17 protein-coding genes are annotated in these 19424 nt (G+C 44.3%); all 17 read right to left on the minus strand.

Annotated features, from left to right (window positions below; translation table 11 throughout):
- Positions 1 to 404 precede the first annotated feature (404 nt).
- The 17 genes from ACK8P8_RS17990 to ACK8P8_RS18070 all read right to left on the minus strand — a co-directional run bounded on the left by ACK8P8_RS17990 (position 405) and on the right by ACK8P8_RS18070 (position 19407).
- Positions 405 to 1043, minus strand: a complete 639-nt coding sequence (locus ACK8P8_RS17990) for a hypothetical protein (RefSeq protein WP_099290826.1) — start codon at positions 1041 to 1043, stop codon at positions 405 to 407.
- Positions 1044 to 1120: 77 nt separating this feature from the next.
- Positions 1121 to 1714 (minus strand): N-acetylmuramoyl-L-alanine amidase, encoded by a 594-nt coding sequence (locus ACK8P8_RS17995; RefSeq protein ID WP_369859847.1) that lies wholly within the window; start codon positions 1712 to 1714, stop codon positions 1121 to 1123.
- Positions 1715 to 1738: 24 nt separating this feature from the next.
- Positions 1739 to 2119 (minus strand): 3TM-type holin, encoded by a 381-nt coding sequence (locus ACK8P8_RS18000; RefSeq protein ID WP_369859846.1) that lies wholly within the window; start codon positions 2117 to 2119, stop codon positions 1739 to 1741.
- Positions 2116 to 2745 carry a DUF6266 family protein gene (locus ACK8P8_RS18005; RefSeq protein ID WP_369859845.1) on the minus strand — a complete coding sequence of 210 codons (630 nt, stop codon included), beginning with the start codon at positions 2743 to 2745 and terminating at the stop codon, positions 2116 to 2118. Before ACK8P8_RS18005 ends, ACK8P8_RS18000 begins: the two co-directional genes overlap by 4 nt.
- On the minus strand, positions 2742 to 3005 hold the full coding sequence (locus ACK8P8_RS18010) for a hypothetical protein (protein WP_369859844.1): 264 nt from the start codon (positions 3003 to 3005) through the stop codon (positions 2742 to 2744). The genes ACK8P8_RS18005 and ACK8P8_RS18010 overlap by 4 nt, the downstream gene beginning before the upstream one ends.
- 177 nt (positions 3006 to 3182) lie before the next feature.
- Positions 3183 to 3599 (minus strand): LytR/AlgR family response regulator transcription factor, encoded by a 417-nt coding sequence (locus tag ACK8P8_RS18015; RefSeq protein WP_369859843.1) that lies wholly within the window; start codon positions 3597 to 3599, stop codon positions 3183 to 3185.
- A gap of 134 nt (positions 3600 to 3733) precedes the next feature.
- Positions 3734 to 4813 carry a redoxin family protein gene (locus ACK8P8_RS18020; RefSeq protein WP_369859842.1) on the minus strand — a complete coding sequence of 360 codons (1080 nt, stop codon included), beginning with the start codon at positions 4811 to 4813 and terminating at the stop codon, positions 3734 to 3736.
- Positions 4814 to 4953: 140 nt separating this feature from the next.
- Positions 4954 to 5547 (minus strand): hypothetical protein, encoded by a 594-nt coding sequence (locus tag ACK8P8_RS18025; protein ID WP_369859841.1) that lies wholly within the window; start codon positions 5545 to 5547, stop codon positions 4954 to 4956.
- A gap of 4 nt (positions 5548 to 5551) precedes the next feature.
- Complete coding sequence (locus ACK8P8_RS18030; protein ID WP_369859840.1) at positions 5552 to 6346, minus strand: hypothetical protein; 795 nt, start codon at positions 6344 to 6346, stop codon at positions 5552 to 5554.
- Positions 6347 to 6385: 39 nt separating this feature from the next.
- Positions 6386 to 7963, minus strand: coding sequence for a hypothetical protein (locus ACK8P8_RS18035; protein WP_369859839.1), 1578 nt, complete (start codon positions 7961 to 7963; stop codon positions 6386 to 6388).
- Positions 7964 to 8047: 84 nt separating this feature from the next.
- On the minus strand, positions 8048 to 9574 hold the full coding sequence (locus ACK8P8_RS18040; RefSeq protein ID WP_369859838.1) for a DUF4998 domain-containing protein: 1527 nt from the start codon (positions 9572 to 9574) through the stop codon (positions 8048 to 8050).
- Between the two features lie 7 nt (positions 9575 to 9581).
- On the minus strand, positions 9582 to 10922 hold the full coding sequence (locus ACK8P8_RS18045; RefSeq protein WP_369859837.1) for a DUF4959 domain-containing protein: 1341 nt from the start codon (positions 10920 to 10922) through the stop codon (positions 9582 to 9584).
- 19 nt (positions 10923 to 10941) lie between these two features.
- On the minus strand, positions 10942 to 12891 hold the full coding sequence (locus tag ACK8P8_RS18050) for a RagB/SusD family nutrient uptake outer membrane protein (RefSeq protein WP_369859836.1): 1950 nt from the start codon (positions 12889 to 12891) through the stop codon (positions 10942 to 10944).
- A 16-nt stretch (positions 12892 to 12907) separates the two neighbouring features.
- Entirely contained in the window at positions 12908 to 16309 is a 3402-nt protein-coding gene (locus tag ACK8P8_RS18055) for a TonB-dependent receptor (RefSeq protein ID WP_369859855.1), read from the minus strand.
- A gap of 167 nt (positions 16310 to 16476) precedes the next feature.
- Positions 16477 to 17634 carry a FecR family protein gene (locus ACK8P8_RS18060; protein ID WP_369859835.1) on the minus strand — a complete coding sequence of 386 codons (1158 nt, stop codon included), beginning with the start codon at positions 17632 to 17634 and terminating at the stop codon, positions 16477 to 16479.
- A gap of 152 nt (positions 17635 to 17786) precedes the next feature.
- Positions 17787 to 18044 carry an HTH domain-containing protein gene (locus ACK8P8_RS18065; protein ID WP_369859834.1) on the minus strand — a complete coding sequence of 86 codons (258 nt, stop codon included), beginning with the start codon at positions 18042 to 18044 and terminating at the stop codon, positions 17787 to 17789.
- A gap of 10 nt (positions 18045 to 18054) precedes the next feature.
- Positions 18055 to 19407 (minus strand): ATP-binding protein, encoded by a 1353-nt coding sequence (locus tag ACK8P8_RS18070; protein ID WP_369859833.1) that lies wholly within the window; start codon positions 19405 to 19407, stop codon positions 18055 to 18057.
- Positions 19408 to 19424 lie beyond the last annotated feature (17 nt).

The raw sequence follows: 19424 nt of genomic DNA on the forward strand, positions 1-19424 counted from the left end.
CCCCCCCTTCCGGTTTAGCGGGTGCAAAGATAACAGCATAAAATCCCCTTTTCCAAATTTTTTTACCACTATTTTTCAACTTTTTTACAAGACACTAGAAAACAAATATTTAAAAGCAACACCACACGCCATCCCAAGTCTCAAAGTATTCCCGGTACTTGTCTTTTCAGGAAATTTCAATAAAATAGCTTCAGCCAACACGCGAGTAAAATGGATTCTTCACTCCTTTTCATATCGATTTCATTTTTGACAAAAGAATGAAAATATCTTTTCACTATCCATTTTAGACTATCTATTTTAGATAATCTAAAGTAGATTATCTAAAATATTTCATCAATCCCTATTAAAAATAGGGAACCGGCCTACTTGACCGATCCCCTCTTGGCATAGCAAAACGAAACAAATTAGGATTCCCCTATCGTCAAGACTCTACTATCTGATGCTTGTCGCCCGTTTTTCGACGTGGCGAAGCAATACGCCTTCACGTTTTCGTTGTTCCAGTCCTCCGGTAACGCGTAACTCGTGCTACCACTTTCGCCGCGGTCCCGCAAGGTCACCAATCTCGCGCGCCCCAGTACCGTTTCGTAAAGCACCCCGTAAACCCTGTCATCCTGCAATGCGAATCCATCTTCCTCTCCTTGCATCTCTTGCTCGAACGTGTACTTCTGGCTACCCGTGCTGTACGCAACCGTGACCTTGGGAGGGTAAAGTATCCCCGCGGCCAGCTTCAACAGGTCGAGATCTACCGTTCCCACGTGTTTCTCGTCCACGTTTACCGCCCCCATGTTTCGCGCCACGAAGGCGTTCGAGGTCGTTCCGTTACCGATTCCCACGAATCCTTTCCGGATCACGGGTATAATCTTCCGGGACAAGGATACCAACGCTTTCATTCTCGCCCGTTGGTCAAGAATCTCCGGCGTCGGGTTATCTTTCCTTGAAAACACCTTCGCTTTGGCGATGTTTTTACTTCTCGTGTAACACAACGTGATGTTACCTACTGACCTTCTCGCTTTACCTAACAAATAAGAATTAAATTCTGCCATAATAATTGAAAATTAAAAGTTGAAAATTGAAAATGAAATCACTTGATCACAAAATACATGAATCATAAATCATAAATCTAAAATGCTTCCCTCAAGGCGAATTCCAGCGCCGGTCCCGGGTCTATCTTCCGGTTCGTGATATCCGAGTGCCCTACCACGTCCCGGATCGGGTAATTGGATTCCAGCAACTTGCACACCTCGACCAACGTCCTCACCTGTACACTCGTGTAACGATGCCAGTATGTCAATTCCTCTCCCGAGCAATCGGCATGTACATCTTCCGGCTTCACTTTCCGCCCGCACTCCGCCACGAACGTGTTCCCTTCCACGCGAAGTTTTCCAAGGTTATCCAATTCGATACCGATTGAATAATGATTCAACTCGGCACGTCCCGCGTACCAGCTTCTCCCCGCGTGCCACGCCTCTATATTAAACGGCACGAGTTGAACCAGTTCCCCTTCCCGCCCGATCACCAGATGTGCCGAAGCGGTCACGTCCGGTCTGGTCAGGAAAAGAGCCGATGACATCGGGCTCGTCCCCCCGGTATAGTGCAAAACAATCATATCCGGGCCAACCAACTTGCGCGTGTTTTTCGCGCATTGCAAGTGAACCACACCGTTCCCCGTCAACCGATGGTTGACGATTGAAATTTGAGAATTAAAAATCATCATGTTTATACATTTAAAAATCTAAAATTAACATCGTTTTCGCGTGACAGCTTCTATGATTTTCTCCCCGCTTCTACCCACCACGTACCCACCTAGCCCGATTTCCAGCAAATCCCAGAAACGGGAGGTTTCCGCCAGAATTGGCAAGCTGGTGAACGTCCCGACAAGAATAATCACGGCAAACATCAACATCACGAGCGGGCGCCACGAGCGTTGCAGCCAGTTTCCCCGGGCTTCCTCCCCGACCATGGCAGCACTCGACTCCAAACGCTGTCGCTCGCGTTCGGCGATCACCCGCAGGATATCTGTTTCCAGTTTCCTTTTCTCCCGGGCGGGGAGCGTCAAGCGGTCGATCACCTCCCCGACCGAGTTGACGATCCCCGCCACGGGTTTTCTTCCCTCGCTCATACCACCACGTGTTGAGAGTTAGAGAAAGTTGAAAACGACGGTGACACGAAAAAACAATACACGTGCACCGGCACATCTTTCACCCGGTATAGCGGGAACACGGCCATTCCCTCGCCCCGCGTGACTTGCACTTCCTCTACCACTTCCGGCGAGAACGCGCGATCGCCTCGCAACAAGACAACCATCAAGCGATCATCCTGATCCAAGTATGCACTATCGTCGGCACCCGCCCAGCGAAGGGTTACCCGGTTCCCGTCGTCCACGGAAGCCGACAAGTCGTACACCCCGTCCCGGTTTCCCGTTGCAAGGCGCAAACCGTCATAATCGACAATTTTACCCCGGTGATCAAACATTTTCAGGTTTTCCCTCATGAACAGGGCGAACCCCGTGAGTTTAGCGTTCTTGCCGGAACGACGCCAAACCTCGTCCAAGGGTGTTTCTTTCAAACGCTGGTAAAAACGAACCGCCACCCGGAAGCGATCACGAACCGCCTGTTGTTTCTCCGTGTTCGGGTTGCTCACCGATGCCGGTACTGCCCGGGCGTAATACTTGCCGTTCCGTCCGCTAAAAATCGTGTTACCGATTCGCCCTTTAATCTTGAAAATACTGCTTATTTCTGCCATCATCCTGCATTTTTAAGTGAATAAATTGTTTTTACTTGATTCCCGCCACGTGCAAAAAGCGGACGGGAAGAGATAAAGCCCGGCCAAGGATACACGATCACGATAACGACCGTGCCACGCTTGTCCGGCAAGATGTTGTACAATACCCGTGTTGGAGTTGTGCCGGAGTTGTGGCTTGTTCTCGCCCTTTCCCCGCCTCCTCTTCGCCTTGTTCTCCCCGGGCCCCTCTCTTGTTCTTTAGTCCTGTCAAATAATAATTCCATATCGTTTAATTTTTGATTACACGACAAAAATAGTACGCCCACACACCACGCGCAACTAATTTATCCCACACGCCCGATCCACTGCTCCCCCGTCCCGTTCAACTGACCGAACAGCCAAACCGGAACAGCCATTCCACGAAACGGTTTATAAATAATGTTACTTAAGCGTGTTCCTCTCTACTTGTGCAAGCCCTTCACGCTTCCTAAAAAATGGAAACGGGCGAGAAAGCCCTCCCGATAGGGTTGTCCTAGCGGGATTTCCTGTTTGCCGATATAAATCGTGTTCCCCCGTACACGTTCCACGTGCTCCAAATTCACCATGTAACCGCAATGCACTCGCGTGAACAGTCCCGCCGGAAGACCTTTTTCGAGGGTTAACAGCGGGTGCCCGACAAGAATTTTCGGGCGATCCTTCAAGTGCATGCAACAATAATTACGACTGGCTTCCAACCAAAGGATTTCCGCGTGAAAAACCCGGTCATAAGAATCTTTATTCCAAACGAAGAGCCGGTCTTTTTTGAAATCTATTATCTCCGCAACAGCGTTTTCTGTCGCGGACGTGTTTCCCGTCCCCGGGATGTATCTGTTTTCCATGATTATCAAGTGTTAGGTTTCATGAAATGACCATCCCGATAGATTTTATATATCTCCACGAAAAAGCCGGGGTATACACTCCCTTCACGCACAAAAGAGGTACCCCGGCTGAATAAAAACGAGTAATCTTGATATTATTTTTTCTTTAACAACTCGTTGATTTTCTTTTGAAGAACTTTGTTTTCAAGATTTTTAGCAATGATGCGATTCTCCTCATCCAACAATATCGTGTAAGGAAGCGCTTTCACCCCGTAAAGATGAAAAACTCGAGCCTCCTGATCCAGACCGTTTTTCCAAAACATCCCATCCGTGTTTATGGCCTTCATCCACGCCTGCTCGTTTTCATCCCTCGACACGCTAATAATTTCCAATCCTTTCAAGTGGAAGCGCTGGTAAAGATTGAGGATATTCACGTTATCCCGACGGCAGACAGGATCATACGATGTCCAAAAATGTAACAATTTCAACTTACCTTTTACCGGGCGAAGGGAAAGCGAGTCACCTTGCAGGGAAACCACCGTGAAATCCGGGGCAACGTTTCCCTCCTTGATGTTTTCCCACGTGGAGATCAACGCCGCCACGGAACGCCCCGGTACAGTGTTTTTCGCCTCATCACCCAACAGGGCGTATCTTTCCCGGAGTGCATCCAACTCCAACCGTGAAGCCCCGGCAGCAACAACATAGGCGGCAACATACGTGTTTGCATGTTGTTTTAGCAACTCGTCTTCTTTTTGTCGAGCCTCGGCAATAGCTTCTTCCAACCGGATGTTTAACGCCTCGAGTTGTTGACGGTCATTTGCCTGCTCAGCCTGACGATATTCTTGTTGAATCAATTCTTGCGCCCGCAATAAATCCATATTGAGCTTGTTGAATCGTGTAAAAATCTCTTGTTGCTCGCCTCCTTTTATCAACGCCCGATTCCCACTCACGTTAAGCATAAACGTGGTGTTTTCAAGTATCAAGGGGATCATAATTTCTTGTCCCGTTGCTACAATATAAGCTGCCACGAAAGTATTCACTTTCCCGGTAAACACGAACGCTCCCCCCGTGACACGGGTTGTCGCTAACGTATCCGGCTTACCGCTTTCTTCACTTATAAGCAAAAGTGTTCCATCCGGTATCCCGTCTATTCGCCCACTGATTTGATAACCATCTTGGGCTTTACAAACGATAGCCGAAACAAACGATATCAAAATTAACACGATTTTTTTCATGATTATTTTACTATTTTTAATTCAACTCTTTCATTTTTTCGTTAATAATATTCGATTCTATCCATAGCGGTGTTTTTTATCAAATTTATGGCTCGTATCACAAGGAGAAATCAAAATCCGTATTTCAAAGAGTCTGCCTTTTATTTCGGAAGTTTCAACTTACCTTTCTCGATTAACCAGAAAATATCAGCTCCCACACTAGCGACCGTTCTGTTTTCCGTGAAATTATAAAATTCAGCAAGTGCAATTTTTTCTTTCTTGATTTCACGGTAAAGCCTTTTTATCTGCTCTTCGCTCATTTGCTCGTAAATTTCCTCGGAAAGGATAAATCCCAAGGACGAAATATTCCCTTTTTTATCAAAATAAATATTAATAAAAAATGCTTGAAGTTTCCTTTTCTTCTCCAAATGTTGTTTCAGAATTTGCAAGATATCTTTCGGCACTCGTCGGGCTAACGCTATCCTTGTCTTATCACCAGCCTTGTCAAAAGCAATTCGCAGAGGGTTAAATTCATCATTATAATCAAAATTATACCAGGCATTCGCTTGAGCACGAATTGATTTACAAGTATCTTTTATATAAACGACACCACCGCTCCTCTCTTTTATACTTTTTAAAAGAGTCGGGTTATTTTGATAGTCATGAATGCTGTATTCTTTCTTAATATCAAGTTCTTGCGCCGACACGCCAAGAACTATGAATACAGAAACAAGTAATAAAAATATTTTTTTCATTGTCTTATTTTTTGATTATTATTGGGGTTATTCTTTTATAATGAACATCTAAAATATAATAGAGTAAACGAGGCTCAAAGTTTCCTATTTTGGTTTCATTCGTATATCCCGGCCAAGTTTCAATCCATTCATTAAATTTAAATCGTAAATCCCCCCATTTATTCTTGCCATTCAATTGCGTTAACTCATAGAGCATTGTCACGTATTCTTCCGTTTTCTCCTTTCCCGGATTTCCGGAAATTTCATCGGGAGTTAGTTTTCTTCCAGAAGAAATACATTTTAGTAAATCCATCGCCATATATGCCTCGTACTCGTAACTTCTTTTCCCGGAGGAACCCAACATGGAATACCCTAGCAATAGATGTTGAACTGCATGCAAAAATTCATGTTCTATGTTATAAACCTTTATACAATCCAGGTCTTTAAAAAAAATAGCTTTTCTGTAGGGTTCATAATAACTCTCCGCCAAGTAACTCATTTCTGCCATTCCAACCTCAATCGGAATTGATTTAACTTCAAATTGCTTCAATAAGTACTCTTGTATAGAGTATTCTTTAAACACCACGGGGGCAAAATAATAAAAAATATTACGTTCTTCTGAATTACACGCACTTTGAGAGGAATTACCAAAACTACCGGTTCTAAATACAAATATCTTCCACCTTGGAAAAGCGGCTCCACGACTTTCAATACTTCTTGCAAGCAGTTCCTCTTCATCCAAAATCATGTTATTGTTATCCGAACAACCATAACAACAAAAGAACAGCAAAAAGAATAAAATCCACTTCATCATTTTCATTTTTCAAATTTAAATTTCAACATTTTCTATCGTCCATTTTTACAAACGTGTTCTTGTTTGCCACTCTAACGATTGCAAATTCCCGCGAATGATACGAACTTCCCAACGTGGAACCCGTTTCACCGCTTCACGAATGAGTTTCATACAGGGATGATCCAGGTCGTTAATTGTCGTAACATTATCCGGTTCCTCTTTTTTCCATATTGATATACCATCATATTTAACGTTCGCAAGCGTACCGTCAGGTCGGGGAACGATCGTAAAACGAGTGGATATTTCATAGCCTTTCCACTCGGGGAACTGCTCTCGAAATGCCGTCTCTATTTCCCGATCACAAAGGTTCTGGGCGACCGTGTCACCTCGATGAACATCGTTATCAAAAATAGCACGACAGACAACACGACCTTTCGCCAACTGGAACACGATTTCCTTTTCATACACGTCTTTCACCCCATAGAGGTCATACACGGGTTCTCCCGCCCGCACACTCAACTCACCCGTGTACCAACTCGCAAGTATAGCCTCATTTTCGTTGCCGGGATCAAAAGCAGACAAGGGGATAATTTCATTCGTTCGAGCGTTCCGAATTTCTGTCAAAAAAAGTTGATTATCTTCCAGTTTCCAACGAGCCCTGTACCCCCGGAAATTCTCCCGCGTGAATGAACCTTTCAGATGTTCCCGCAGCGAGGTAATAAAAAAACGTTGATCCAAGGGCAAGAGGTAAGCTAACATACTATACTCCTCACTATTGACCATAAGCGTATCCAATTGATAACGATGCGCCTTCCAAGTATCCGACACGAAAAAACGAGCTTCATCACACTCACTCATTCTCAACACGACGGGACGTATTCGATCATCCACGACCAACACGTCCCAATCAGGAATTAAAGATACACATGCTTTCACCTCTTCGACAAACGGGCTATCGTCACTTAAAAGTTCTCTGTTTCGTTGAAAAATCTCTTTAAAAACTTTCACGGAGTCCAACGAACCATCCTCTCGCGGGTAAACGAACACGATAAGTTCCATGTCTTCCTCCCACGGCAATTCCCTTGAATTAAAAATATGATACCAAGTTTCGGTAGACTTGAGTACCGCTTTTTTCAACGAGTTATGGAACTCCTTTTTCTCTATCACTTTTCCCTTCCGAAACGTGTAAAGGGTTTCACGTTCATGTAACACGTCCAACCATCCCGGCCACACGAGTTCCCCGTCCAACACCCGAAACTCCCCGGAATACCAAGAAGCCTCGATCCGTCCCTTCTTCACGTAAGCATCAAAAATGCCTGACAAATCGAACGTCCCCCAAGGATCATCGGACAAATTAATTCGTATTGCCTCCAAGTATAATTTGTCCTGTTCCAATCTCCATAAGCTTTGAAAAACTCGCCATTCATGCCAACTTCCCGTGCCCTGTTCTCCGACTTGATTATTGATACGTTTCCTCACGAGTTGAATCTGCTTTCCAGTCAAGGCAGTACGATCCATGTAAAACGTGTCGTTTTCCACGATAATCAAATCCCATACTCTTGACGATCCCTGAAGCGAACCTGCCACACATATACACAATAGAAGAACAAACACGACTTTTCTAAATATAATACCTCGTGTCATAATCTACTCATTTATAACATGAAGGTGCGTCAAATATAGGTATCTCGAAAATAAAAATATCTATTTTGACGCACCGACACGATATTAATACAAAGAAATATCCGCCAAGGCGACATTATACACGTTCGTGTTTAATTGGTCGTCGACAATGACTTTCAGGTATTTTATTTCTTTCGGCTCCTTCATAGGGAACAAGGTAATTTCTCCCGAACCATTCCCGAGGATATTCTCGCTGATGAACGTGACATCCGTCCAAATAACTTGATCCGAAGAATATTGCAGCCTGATCAATTTAGGCATATAATACTGGGATATCCTATCCATTGAGGGATCTATCGTTTTTTGAGCGACTTTAACCCCATTTACCACCTGTGCTTCTTTTAAAGCAATGACAATCTCGTGGGAGCGCAAAAGAGGCGATACCATGGGTTCCCACCACGTGGAAGGATCATTGTCTATAAGACTCTCTAAGCTGGAATCGAAAGAATCTACTTCCTGCGAATCTGTTATCGTATCGATCATTGACACGGGAATAAATTCTAAATCCGGTACTCCCGGATTACCCATCTCCACCATATTAGTGGGCTTACTAAATCCTTTGAAATAGTGGGTATTGTAACGCTCGATTGTCACACCAAGCAATTCGCTAACCGCATTTAACGCACGAATGCTGCGACGTTCCTCTCGAAGGGTACTCATCTCCGCCAGCCTACTAAACCGATACTCAGGGTGCAAATAACGATTCTTTCCTAACACAACCTTCTGCAAATTTTTGCAATAAAGAATATCCTCGAAAGTTGTCATGTCATAATCGAACTCCAACACTTTCACCGTATCCAAGAAATGTCTGAAATCCCGAAGTTGTTCTTCCGTTCGGTCTTGTAACCCGTAACGCCATTGCATCACGTATTTAAAATCAGAAGAAACATTTAACTCATCCTCGAGTTCATAATCCTCGAATAGAATAAGATCGGGACATCCCTCCAATTTCCCGCTACGCTTCACCGTGATCGGCTTACTTGTGTCCACATCTCCCAAGACTACAAACTGTTGATTGAATACCTCTCTAGTCAAGGGATAATCCACGGCATTCTGGTTTGTTCCCGTATAATGGAGTGTTATGGCTTCGATATTGTCACTCCAACTATCCAAGAAGAACGCCAAATTATTACCGATTTTGTAAAACTTCGTGATTCCCCTAGTAAAAGTACGCACCACCTCATGTTCTTCCGTGTAAGGTCTCCCATACATTGTTTCCACCAAAGAGGTTCTACCATTTTTATCCACGGAACAAACATCAACCCTATAGGTTCCGTTTTCCAAATTCCGAATATCACAGGAAGTATCGACAGCAGGTAACAAAACGGAATCCCGCAGGTCCGAAGTGCTCCAAAGCACTTTAATATTCTCGATAGTTACATCCTGACTATTCTTCCATTTCGCGGTAAGCCTTTTCCAACCGGGAATCACAGCAAGCCCCGAACATTTACCCACGTAACGAATTTTTCCGTCCCCGGCATAATCTTCATAAGTCTCTTCCAGACTTTCACTACAACTCGCCAGCATCACCACGACTGCCAACAAGCACGTTATATATCTTTTTCCTTTCATAATTAACTTAATCTTTCTTTACAAAAACTTCCAATTCATGCATGGTCACATAACCGCTGGAATTTTGATTTACAGGGCCAATCGTCGGCTCAAACGTGTCGTCCACCACGATTTTCAGATAACGATACCTTGTCGGCAAAGCAGGAAACATAATCTCGAGATAGGCAGGATCAGCGGCTGCCAACAAGTCTGTATTGTTATAGCGATAGGAATTAGATTCACAACGTTCAATCCATCTCTCTTCCAAAGCTAAACGAGGACTTTGAGAAAAAGTTCCTAATTTCGTCCAAGAGGCATCGTCCCCGTCTTCGTCATTCCCCCCGAACACGGAAACCTCACAAGGGAGTTTCGTATAATAGAAGGATCTCCAGATCGGCCCCAAAGAAGATTGTGGCTCGTAATAAGGATAAGATAATCCCGAGAAACTTCCCCCGGTATTCAATATTCCATATATTCGAACTCCCGCTGGCACTTTATCTTCCTTCAGATCAATAATAAAAGGTTTTCCAATCGCATTAGGTCCCGCCACAAAAGTGAACACATCTTGCCATCTAGAACTATTCAAGCGCTGTTCTCCCTTCATGTCCCCGTCAAAGAGGTATTCTACCCCGGCTTTGTCCTCGGCATCTTTGATCGCAAGATTGTAAGGATCAATAAATTCCGACGGAGTTAAACCTACTTTTTCCAAAGTGTAAGCCGCAATGTCAGTCCACACCTTCTGTTTCACGCGATAGCCCCGGTAATCTTCGGTACGAACAATCACCGTGTAAGCTTCTGCACTTTGTTTCACTTGAAGCAACAAGGTGTCGCCACCTTTCACAAGCGGAAATGAAGTTACCAGAATCGTGTCAGACAATTTAGTCAAAGGGTTTATTCCCTCGTAAAACACATGCGCCATACCGGACACGTTTTGGGGCATTTGATACATAACCTGAAAACCTCCCCAGTAAGATTCGACTTTCACATTCTCGAAGAAAGCATAAGGAGCCGAATCTTCCGTGTCGAAAGTCACGTGTGTAGCTGCCGATTCTTCGTCACGATGGTTCACCAACGACACCCGAGCTGGGATCCCTGTGCGCCTCTCGTTGAAACCATCCACGATCAATGAATCCACTCCATATCCACCCACTTTCAGCACCTCTTCTCCTTGCGCATCCGTGTAACGCACGTTAATCGCAAAAATATCCGATTCCCGCGGTAACTTATAGTGCATAACCGCCCCGCCGGAAATCGGCGTAAAATGAATGTTTTCTTCGGGAATTACCACATCGAATACATTCACATCATCATCGTTGCAGGCAAACAGCCCTCCAACTAACAATAATATTAATAATATATTCCTCATCATGATTTTTTTAATTATTTTGTTACCAACCCGGATTCTGTACAACACTGGAGATTAATACCTCCTCTGCCTTTATCGGGAACAAATAGTCGCGCGGGGCTGTAAATTTACATTTCCCGACAGGCAACTCTCCAGGTCCCTGATAATGATTGTAAAACTGCTCTGCCGTTGTACCCAGCACGTTCCATCCCAGTTGCGCATGGTTCAATTCCTCGGTAGCCGTAAGCCAACGGCGCACGTTCCAGAAACGATGTCCCTCGAAAGCAAACTCGATATTCCACTCCTGCTGAATAATTTGCCGCATGCCGACTTTCGAGTCGATTCTACCGGGATCGCGAGAATAGGATTTCCATGCCGTCTGTATATCTAAAATTCCCGCGCGTTTACGAACCTTGTTCAAGGGGTCGTACACCTTGTTACTAGGTCCTTCGTACTCGTTCCACGCCTCTGCTTGAATCATGTATAATTCAGCCATACGGATGATAGGCGTCGTCTCATTATCTCCCGACTCATAAGCTTGCGTACCTATATTGGAATAAAGGAACTTTTTCAAATAATAACCGTTCATATTCTGGTGATCCGTACTGGAAATGATATCCTGTTTCATACCGAATTCTTCTCCTTTACGAGCCTCCACCAGCAAATTATCATCGGCAGCAGGTCCGCGCTGCCAATATGTACGATCCGCCGCAATATTGGCATAAAAACGAGGTTCCCTGCGTAAATGCAATTGTAACACGTCTTCGTCACGCTCCACGACATCCAGATATTTCCGGTCAGTTTCCCTCGCCATCTTGTAACGATTGGAATAATTCCACGTGTTGTCAACATCTATCGGCAATCCATTTTCCGTGTAATACATCTCCACCATTTTCATGGACGGACTCACCGCTCCTCTGGCATTTTGATTCCAATGGTTTCCGTACGCACCATTTGCATCCAACAAAGGAAGAATCAACTCAAAATAATAACCATCTTTCCACTCCAACAAAATTTCCGAATTCTTAAACTGCCCGTGTACGCTATTTTCCACGTTGTACATGTGATTTAACAATTCCGACCCTTGACCGCCACCACCCATGTACAATCCATATCCGGCATTTTCACATTCCCGCACGGCTTCATCCGCCGCTTCCGCCGCGAAACGCCACTTTTCCGGATCGGCAGGCGGAGCACTGAATAAAGGTTCTCCATTTTTACCCCTGAAATCGGAATAAAACGCATTCCCGTTGAAAAGCGGAGATGCCGCGTAAAGTAATACCCGCGCTTTAAAAGCCAATACTGATTCCTTGCTAAAATAGGCGCGGCGGGTAACAGGTTTGTCAGCCAAAGGCAATATACCGTCTTCTATCGCCTCATCAAGCAAATTCACGATCGCTTTAAAACAGGTATCCACGTGTGCCCGCGGTTGTTGCAAATGCTTGGAATCCTCCGCTACATCCAGATTATGAGGTACCAACACAATCGGTCCGTAATGACGTACCAATTCGAAATAAAGATAAGCTTTCAACGCCTTCACTTCAGCTCCCCACTGCTTTTTCTCGATCTCTTTCATGTTATATACCCTATCGATATTATCTAAAAACACGTTACAGGAACGAATCGTTGCATAATAAGAAACCTCATAATCTTTCCCTTTATCCCAAACATTTCCATAGGGCTCCTGTGACATCTGCAAACCCTCAGCTACTTTGAAACCTTGCCATCGGTATTCCCGTTTTCGATACGGTTCATCCATCGTCGCAATACCCGCCGTAAATTCATCTGCACCGAAAAAACTTACATTTACCCCCCAATCCGTGGTATTTCTCAATATCTGCCCGTATAATCCTGTTATCCAAGAATCGGCAGAACTTCGTGTTTCAAAAATCGTCTCGACTGTCTGAATATCTTTCTCCGGCACCGCATCCAAGTAATCACAACCGGAAAATGACAAGGAGAAAAATAAAAAAAGTATTATTAAATATTTCATCTCTCAAAAAATTAGATTAGAAACTTACATTCAATCCCAAGGAGAACGTTCTTTGGATCGGGTAATTAAAACCGTTTGATCCTAACTCTACATCCCAAACTTTAAAATTCGTGATCAAAAACGGATTGTTTACCCTAGCATAGAGCTTCACGTTCTGTATTCTAAATCTTTCCAAAAATCTTCTGGAAACATTGTAAGCCAACTCCATGGACGTACAACGCAAGAAACTACACTCGCGCATAAAATAGGTACTTCTACGCTCTTCTACCCCGGAATCCCAATCTTCCTGCGGGTTGTGGGCACTAATCGCCGAGGTGGAAAGACGAGGCCAAAAAGGATTTGTTTTCATATCGCTCTCGCTCCAATGGTCATCATAAATGGCTTTCAACATCGCCCGCCCGTCAGTAAAAGGACCGATTTGCATGGGATCCATAAAGAACGTCCTTTTACCCGAACCTTGGAACGCAAAGCTAAATTCAAAATTTTTGTAGTTGATAAAACCACTGAAACCGTAAATCACCCGCGGCGTTTCCGGGAAACCGATATGCGTGGCATCGTTCACGTCGATCACACCGTCATTATTCAAATCCCGGTAGCGAATATCTCCCGGCATCACCTTTCCTCCTTGACGAGGAGAATTGTCGATTTCTGTCTGGTCCCGGAACAACCCTTCCGCAATATATCCCACTCGTTGCGAGATTTCATGCCCTTTTTTCCGTTGCCAATCCGGCTTATCGACAGCTTCCTCTATTTTCAAATAAACCGCTTTATTGTAAGTAAACGTACCGTTAAAAATTACCCAGAAATCATTGGAGAAAGCATGTTGGATTTTTCCCGCCAAGTCAATCCCCCGGGAACGCGTATTCCCCACGTTTGCCAACTGGTATTCCTCCAAACCGACAGAAGAGGGAACCGTCCGGCGATAGTCCAAAATATTATGGCGAATCTCTTGATAGAAATCCGCATTCGCTTCCAAGATTCCACCGAACAATTTCATTTCCACGCCCAAGTTTATTTGTTCAGCTATCTCCCACTGAATTTTACTATTCGGATAAGAACTTATTACATATCTGGAAGTCATACGTTCGTTGGGTCTCGGGTCCGCTATATCGGTAGTTGTAATTAAAGGAAGATGAGCAAAACGCGGAGATGTGATGACACCATCATTCCCCACTTCTCCCCAAGACAAACGGAATTTCAAGAATGATAACCAATGCGAGGTGAGATCAGCCAAGAATGGTTCGGAAGAAGCGACCCAAGCCGCTCCTACCGCGGGAAAGAATCCCCATCGATGCCCGGCATCAAAACGCTCTGAACCGTTATAACCGAAACTACCTTCCACGAAATACTTATCTCTAAAACCATAGGAGCCTCTCATTGAAAAACTCATGTTCCTTTGCGGAATACCGTCTAAAACAGAGGTCACTGCCGAAGTTTTATTTTCCTGCAAAGCTAACACTGCCGTTACACTCGTCTGGTGCTCATCCCACGCAGCCGTATGCAGCCCACGGACCTCATAACTGATTTGAGTAGATTGAGTACTCGCACGTTTAGTAGACATCGTATTATATGTCAAAGTTCTCTTGCCCTCTCTTACCACGCTCAACTCATGCTCTCCTGTTTCAAAATCATAATCACTCAACCTATACCGAAAAGGCTCCGTGGTATAAGGATTAGAAAAGAATCCTTCTTTATTCAAGGACATACTGCCGCGCAATTCCAACCCTTTGAGCACAGAAGACAAATCGTGAATATATTCCGCTCTTATCGTCGCAGAATATCGTTCTCTCTCAACATACCCCTCATGAAGAGACATATAGGGATTCACAGACTGTAGGTTTACGGCTCCAAATCTGATATGCGGCCAACTATAGGCTTCATCCCCGGGATAAGTCGGGGCAAAATCCACAGGAGTAGCGTTAAACGCTTGGTAATAAGCATCCGTCATATCCACGTGAGGACCATGATACGTATCGTAGGAAGCCGCCGTGTTGATAAACAAACGTATCCCGGTTGTCAAATCGATATTCAAATTCGTACGGAACACAAACGTGTTGTTTTTGATATTGCAATCAAATTGATTCAACCGATCGGTTTTCAACATTCCCTCGTCATGATTCCAGTTTAAAGAGGAGTAATATTGCATCCGTTGAGAACCTCCTCTAAGGTTCAACCCCATGTGATGGTTAACGGAATAATCTTTAAACATTATTTTATACCAATCATTGGCAGGATAAACCCAAGACGGATAATTCGGCGATCCCGTACGCTCGATGCGCTCCACGCTATACTGGGGCATCGCGCTCGGATTCCGAGTCAATAAGGCCTGATTATACATCCGCATATAAGTCTTTGGATCTACCACATCAATTTTCCTCGTCGGCATAGAAGCAATAGCTTCATAACGCACTGAGGTATAAACATTCCCCTCTTCTCCTTTTTTCGTGGTAATCAAAATAACACCATTCGCTCCGCGGGCACCGTACATGGCGGTAGCAGAAGCATCTTTCAACACGGAAAAACTCTCGATGTCTTCCGGAGCCATTCGGGACAAATCCAATTTGGAAGATTCCACCCCGTCAATCAAAATTAAAGGATCGATGTTCGCATTCGTCTGGAAAGAGGTAATACCGCGAATGTAGAATTTCGTGTTCATCTCTTCCTCCGTCAACGCACCCGGAAGTCCTCCTGTCTGCCAAGCGATCATCCCGGGAATCTTTCCGGCGAATTGGGTGGTTAGATCACTACTCGAAGATTTCAATGTTTTTGCATCAACCGTCGTAATAGAAGCCACCACGCTCTCTTTCTTCTGGGTTCCGAAAGCCACGACAACCGTTTCTTCCAGTTCTTGACTCTCTTCTTTCAATGTGATACGAAGAGTATCTTTTGCCATTCTCTCGAAAAAATCAAGTGTTTCCCTTTTAAAACCGATAAAAGAGAACTCCAAAGTTCCTTTTACCATAGGCAAATCCAAAACAAACCATCCATCCACATTCGTTGAGGTCCCTAACGCCAAGCCGGATACTTTTACCGTTACACCCGGTATCGGCTGTTTTTTCGTGTCATACACGAACCCTTTCAAACGAACAGACTTTTTCTCCGGCTCATCCGAACCCGCCACAGGTTTAATAATAACCATTTTGTCAACATATTCCCACGTGAATCTTCTCCCTAGCATTTGCCGTAATACCTCATCAACTTTCGCATTTTTCACGTTGAGCGAGATCGCTTGATTCACGTCCACCTCGTCAAAACTGTAAAAGAAATCCAGTTGTGTCTGCCGTTTCAGTTCAGAGATTACCTTGGTAAAAGGCATCCCCTCGACTTTCAGTGTCACCATCTGATCCTGTGCCCGCACGGACGCAGAAAGCGAAAAGACAAAACCACACATCAATAAAAAAGTCAATTTCATAACCATTAAAATTTTCGCACGTGATTTTTTTAACGGGAACCACGTGCCCGTTCGTTTTTTTTTCATAGTTTTGTGATAAGAGTTAAACATTCATCCTCGGGAAATCGCAAGTTTCCCCGGATGGTTTCGCTACACCGGGAGTTGTTGCTGCAATTCCCGGTTTATTTTTAGATTCATCTATTCAGTTCAGTCACGACAACAGTCCTACCGTTCACGGTAAATTTCACCCGCGTGGTTTTCTCTATTATCGAGAATATCTCGTTTGCCGTGTACTCCTTCTTGATTACCCCGGCAAAGACAAAACGCTTCACACGCTCGGAAGCGAAGAAGAAATCGACATCATACCAACGCTGCAATTGCGCCGCAATTTCTTCCAATGTCGCACCTTCCTCGAAATAGAATTTTCCGTCGACCCAAGCTGAAACTGCTGCTGCATCCACCTCTTTCATCGAGATTCTACCTTCTTCCCACACGGCTTGCTGTCCGGGTGCAAGAATGGTTGACGCTCTATCTTTTCGATCGCTTACCCGCACCTTTCCGGATACCAACGTCGTACGAATCACTTCGTCCGGAGTATAAGCATTCACGTTAAACCGGGTACCCAGTACCCGCACATCCACTTCACCAACGTCAACGATAAAAGGTTTCCCGGCATCGGGTGCCACCTCGAAGAAGGCTTCTCCCTTGAGATGCACTTTGCGTTCCTCACCCGAGAAGAATGTCGGGAAGCGAATTTCCGATTCGGAATTCAAGTAAACCCTAGAACCGTCTGCCAGTGTCAACTGATACTCTCCTTTACGCGGGACTACAATCGTGTTGTATTCCACCTCGGTCGATTGCCCCTCTCCCTGTTCATAGGTCACGCTTCGAGCCGAATCCAAGCGAACACGCACGCCTCCTTTAATTGTTAAAGTATCAACTTGGACGGATGCCAAATTTATCCGTTCTCCTTTCGCCATAATCAACACGGCTTGAGGACGTCCCGCCTCCAGTACCGGAACTTGTGCCACGGGAATCTCTTTTGTTTCCCGTAACGAGAACCATATCGTGCCACCCACGAATAACGGGATCATTACCGCCGCAACCCAACGCCACAACATTGCCACCCGACGCCGATTCTGACCTTCACCCCGGTATCCCTCAACAACTCTCCACATTTTCTCCCGGTCGAACACCACATCACCCTGCTCCATCATTCCCACTTCCCGCAACACGCCCCGCACCCTCGCGAAATCCGCATCCCGCCAAATTTTCCGCCACTCGGCATCACCCGGCTTCACTCTCCCTTCCAGCACCGCTCGTAACCATTCTTTTTCGTCTTTTGTGCTCATAGTTTTTCTGTTTTCTACCCTCTAAGCGAGAAGGGGTGAAAAAAGGGTGAAAAGAAAATGAGATTTTTTCAGAAAAATTGAAAAAAATCTTCGGCAAGCACAAAATTCTAAGACCAATATAGCACTAAATGTCTATAATAACATACTAATTCTTATTCACCACCTTGTTGCTCTTTGATTATCCAATGCCCATAAGTCTTTCCACCTTCACGTATAAGATTAATGCCAAGTTTCCTAATCGCAGAAAAATCACGCCGCACAGTTTTTTCTGATACTCGAAGTCTTTCAGACATTTCCTGTCCAGTCATCGTTGGCGTACAATAGATAAATTCTAATATAGATTTCTGACGATCAGTAAGTTCCTTTAGGACATCCTTTGAGACATTCTTTAAGACATCTTTTATAAACATACCCAGAAAACTACATATCCTTCAAAGAGAAGAATTTCGTTTCAATGGAATATTTCGCCATTTCCTTTTGCTTCACGTGCTCTACTTTCTCCATGAACAATTTATGATTATAGTTATTCACATTTCGTTTCACCTCTGCCACCAATGCCTCGTTGCCTCGTGCCCGTAAAGCAATAATATCAATCTCAAAAGCCTCTATTTTCTGTTTACCGGACATACTTTTCATTTCCCACCACGAGCCGATTTCTTTGAAACCTCCGGCTTCCGCGAGTTTCTGCCTGAAATACTTTTCCAATACCCGTCCGGAATAAGTCGGATAATCAGCCTGCGCCAAGTGATACAAATCATCAAAATTTTGTAATTCGATATAGGAACGATTACCCTCTATATATTTGAACCAGAAACTCAAAAAATTATCTATTATAATATAGTGAACATTTTTTTTACTACCCGGCTTCGCGAAAATAGGACGTTCACGTGTGATCAAATGATAAACATTTTCCAGTTTATTCAAATGTCCCCCGATGGCTATTCCTCCCAAACGAGCTTCAATCTCGCCCTGCGTGTAATACCCGTTAGCCAATTCTTGGAGTATAGAAAAATATGTCCCGTAATTCTTCCCGAATTCCGTGATTAACAAATTCCGCCCCTCATCTAAAAAAGGCGACATTTCAGAGAAAACAAAACGATACATCTTCTCGACAGTCAATCGATCGTTATCACAAAACAACTCCACGTATTTAGGGACTCCCCCAGTAATCGTGTACAGAGCAAGTAAATCATCGTTACTATAACCGGGAGCGTATTCTTCCATAATCTGTTTCAAAACTTCTACTTTGAACGGACGCAACTGTAAGATATTATCCGCCCGCCCGAACAGGGGTTCACTATGCTCCGTGAATATCTTCTGCATCAAAGAAAAAACGGAACCACAAATGACCAGATTTACACGTGTATCCTGCCGATATGAATCCCACAAATTTTGCAAATCACTGAAAACTGTTTCATTAATATTATAGAACTCTTGAAATTCATCTATCACGAGATTGAAGGAACGTGTTTTACCCAATTCAAAAAGATATTGCATCAAATTTGAAAACGAAATCATCCCTTCCGGTACAAACACGGATAACACTTCACGCACATGTCCCGCAAATTCGGAAACCAAAACACTTTCCGACTTCCGACCGACAAAGAAATAAAGCGTCACAGAACCATCATCCTGAAATGCCTGCTTTATCAAACTGGTCTTCCCGATACGCCTCCGCCCTGTTACAACAAGCATTCGGGAATTTCGCGTGAAAGCAAGTCCCTGCACCCGCTTCAATTCTTCAATTTCCTTTTCTCGATTATAAAACTTCATGTGAACTAGAATTATTA

The organism is Butyricimonas muris (genome assembly GCF_046365375.1).
Lineage (GTDB): Bacteria > Bacteroidota > Bacteroidia > Bacteroidales > Marinifilaceae > Butyricimonas > Butyricimonas muris.

Excerpts from the sequence above, each read along its gene's own strand:
- ACK8P8_RS18070 (WP_369859833.1), bottom strand. The coding sequence starts at position 19,407 with ATGAAGTTTTATAATCGAGAAAAGGAAATTGAAGAATTGAAGCGGGTG.
- ACK8P8_RS18035 (WP_369859839.1), bottom strand. The coding sequence starts at position 7,963 with ATGACACGAGGTATTATATTTAGAAAAGTCGTGTTTGTTCTTCTATTG.
- ACK8P8_RS18040 (WP_369859838.1), bottom strand. The coding sequence starts at position 9,574 with ATGAAAGGAAAAAGATATATAACGTGCTTGTTGGCAGTCGTGGTGATG.
- ACK8P8_RS18045 (WP_369859837.1), bottom strand. The coding sequence starts at position 10,922 with ATGATGAGGAATATATTATTAATATTATTGTTAGTTGGAGGGCTGTTT.
- ACK8P8_RS18005 (WP_369859845.1), bottom strand. The coding sequence starts at position 2,745 with ATGATGGCAGAAATAAGCAGTATTTTCAAGATTAAAGGGCGAATCGGT.
- ACK8P8_RS17995 (WP_369859847.1), bottom strand. The coding sequence starts at position 1,714 with ATGATGATTTTTAATTCTCAAATTTCAATCGTCAACCATCGGTTGACG.
- ACK8P8_RS18030 (WP_369859840.1), bottom strand. The coding sequence starts at position 6,346 with ATGAAAATGATGAAGTGGATTTTATTCTTTTTGCTGTTCTTTTGTTGT.
- ACK8P8_RS18010 (WP_369859844.1), bottom strand. The coding sequence starts at position 3,005 with ATGGAATTATTATTTGACAGGACTAAAGAACAAGAGAGGGGCCCGGGG.
- ACK8P8_RS18055 (WP_369859855.1), bottom strand. The coding sequence starts at position 16,309 with ATGGTTATGAAATTGACTTTTTTATTGATGTGTGGTTTTGTCTTTTCG.
- ACK8P8_RS18050 (WP_369859836.1), bottom strand. The coding sequence starts at position 12,891 with ATGAAATATTTAATAATACTTTTTTTATTTTTCTCCTTGTCATTTTCC.
- ACK8P8_RS17990 (WP_099290826.1), bottom strand. The coding sequence starts at position 1,043 with ATGGCAGAATTTAATTCTTATTTGTTAGGTAAAGCGAGAAGGTCAGTA.
- ACK8P8_RS18025 (WP_369859841.1), bottom strand. The coding sequence starts at position 5,547 with ATGAAAAAAATATTTTTATTACTTGTTTCTGTATTCATAGTTCTTGGC.
- ACK8P8_RS18000 (WP_369859846.1), bottom strand. The coding sequence starts at position 2,119 with ATGAGCGAGGGAAGAAAACCCGTGGCGGGGATCGTCAACTCGGTCGGG.
- ACK8P8_RS18060 (WP_369859835.1), bottom strand. The coding sequence starts at position 17,634 with ATGAGCACAAAAGACGAAAAAGAATGGTTACGAGCGGTGCTGGAAGGG.
- ACK8P8_RS18015 (WP_369859843.1), bottom strand. The coding sequence starts at position 3,599 with ATGGAAAACAGATACATCCCGGGGACGGGAAACACGTCCGCGACAGAA.
- ACK8P8_RS18020 (WP_369859842.1), bottom strand. The coding sequence starts at position 4,813 with ATGAAAAAAATCGTGTTAATTTTGATATCGTTTGTTTCGGCTATCGTT.
- ACK8P8_RS18065 (WP_369859834.1), bottom strand. The coding sequence starts at position 18,044 with ATGTTTATAAAAGATGTCTTAAAGAATGTCTCAAAGGATGTCCTAAAG.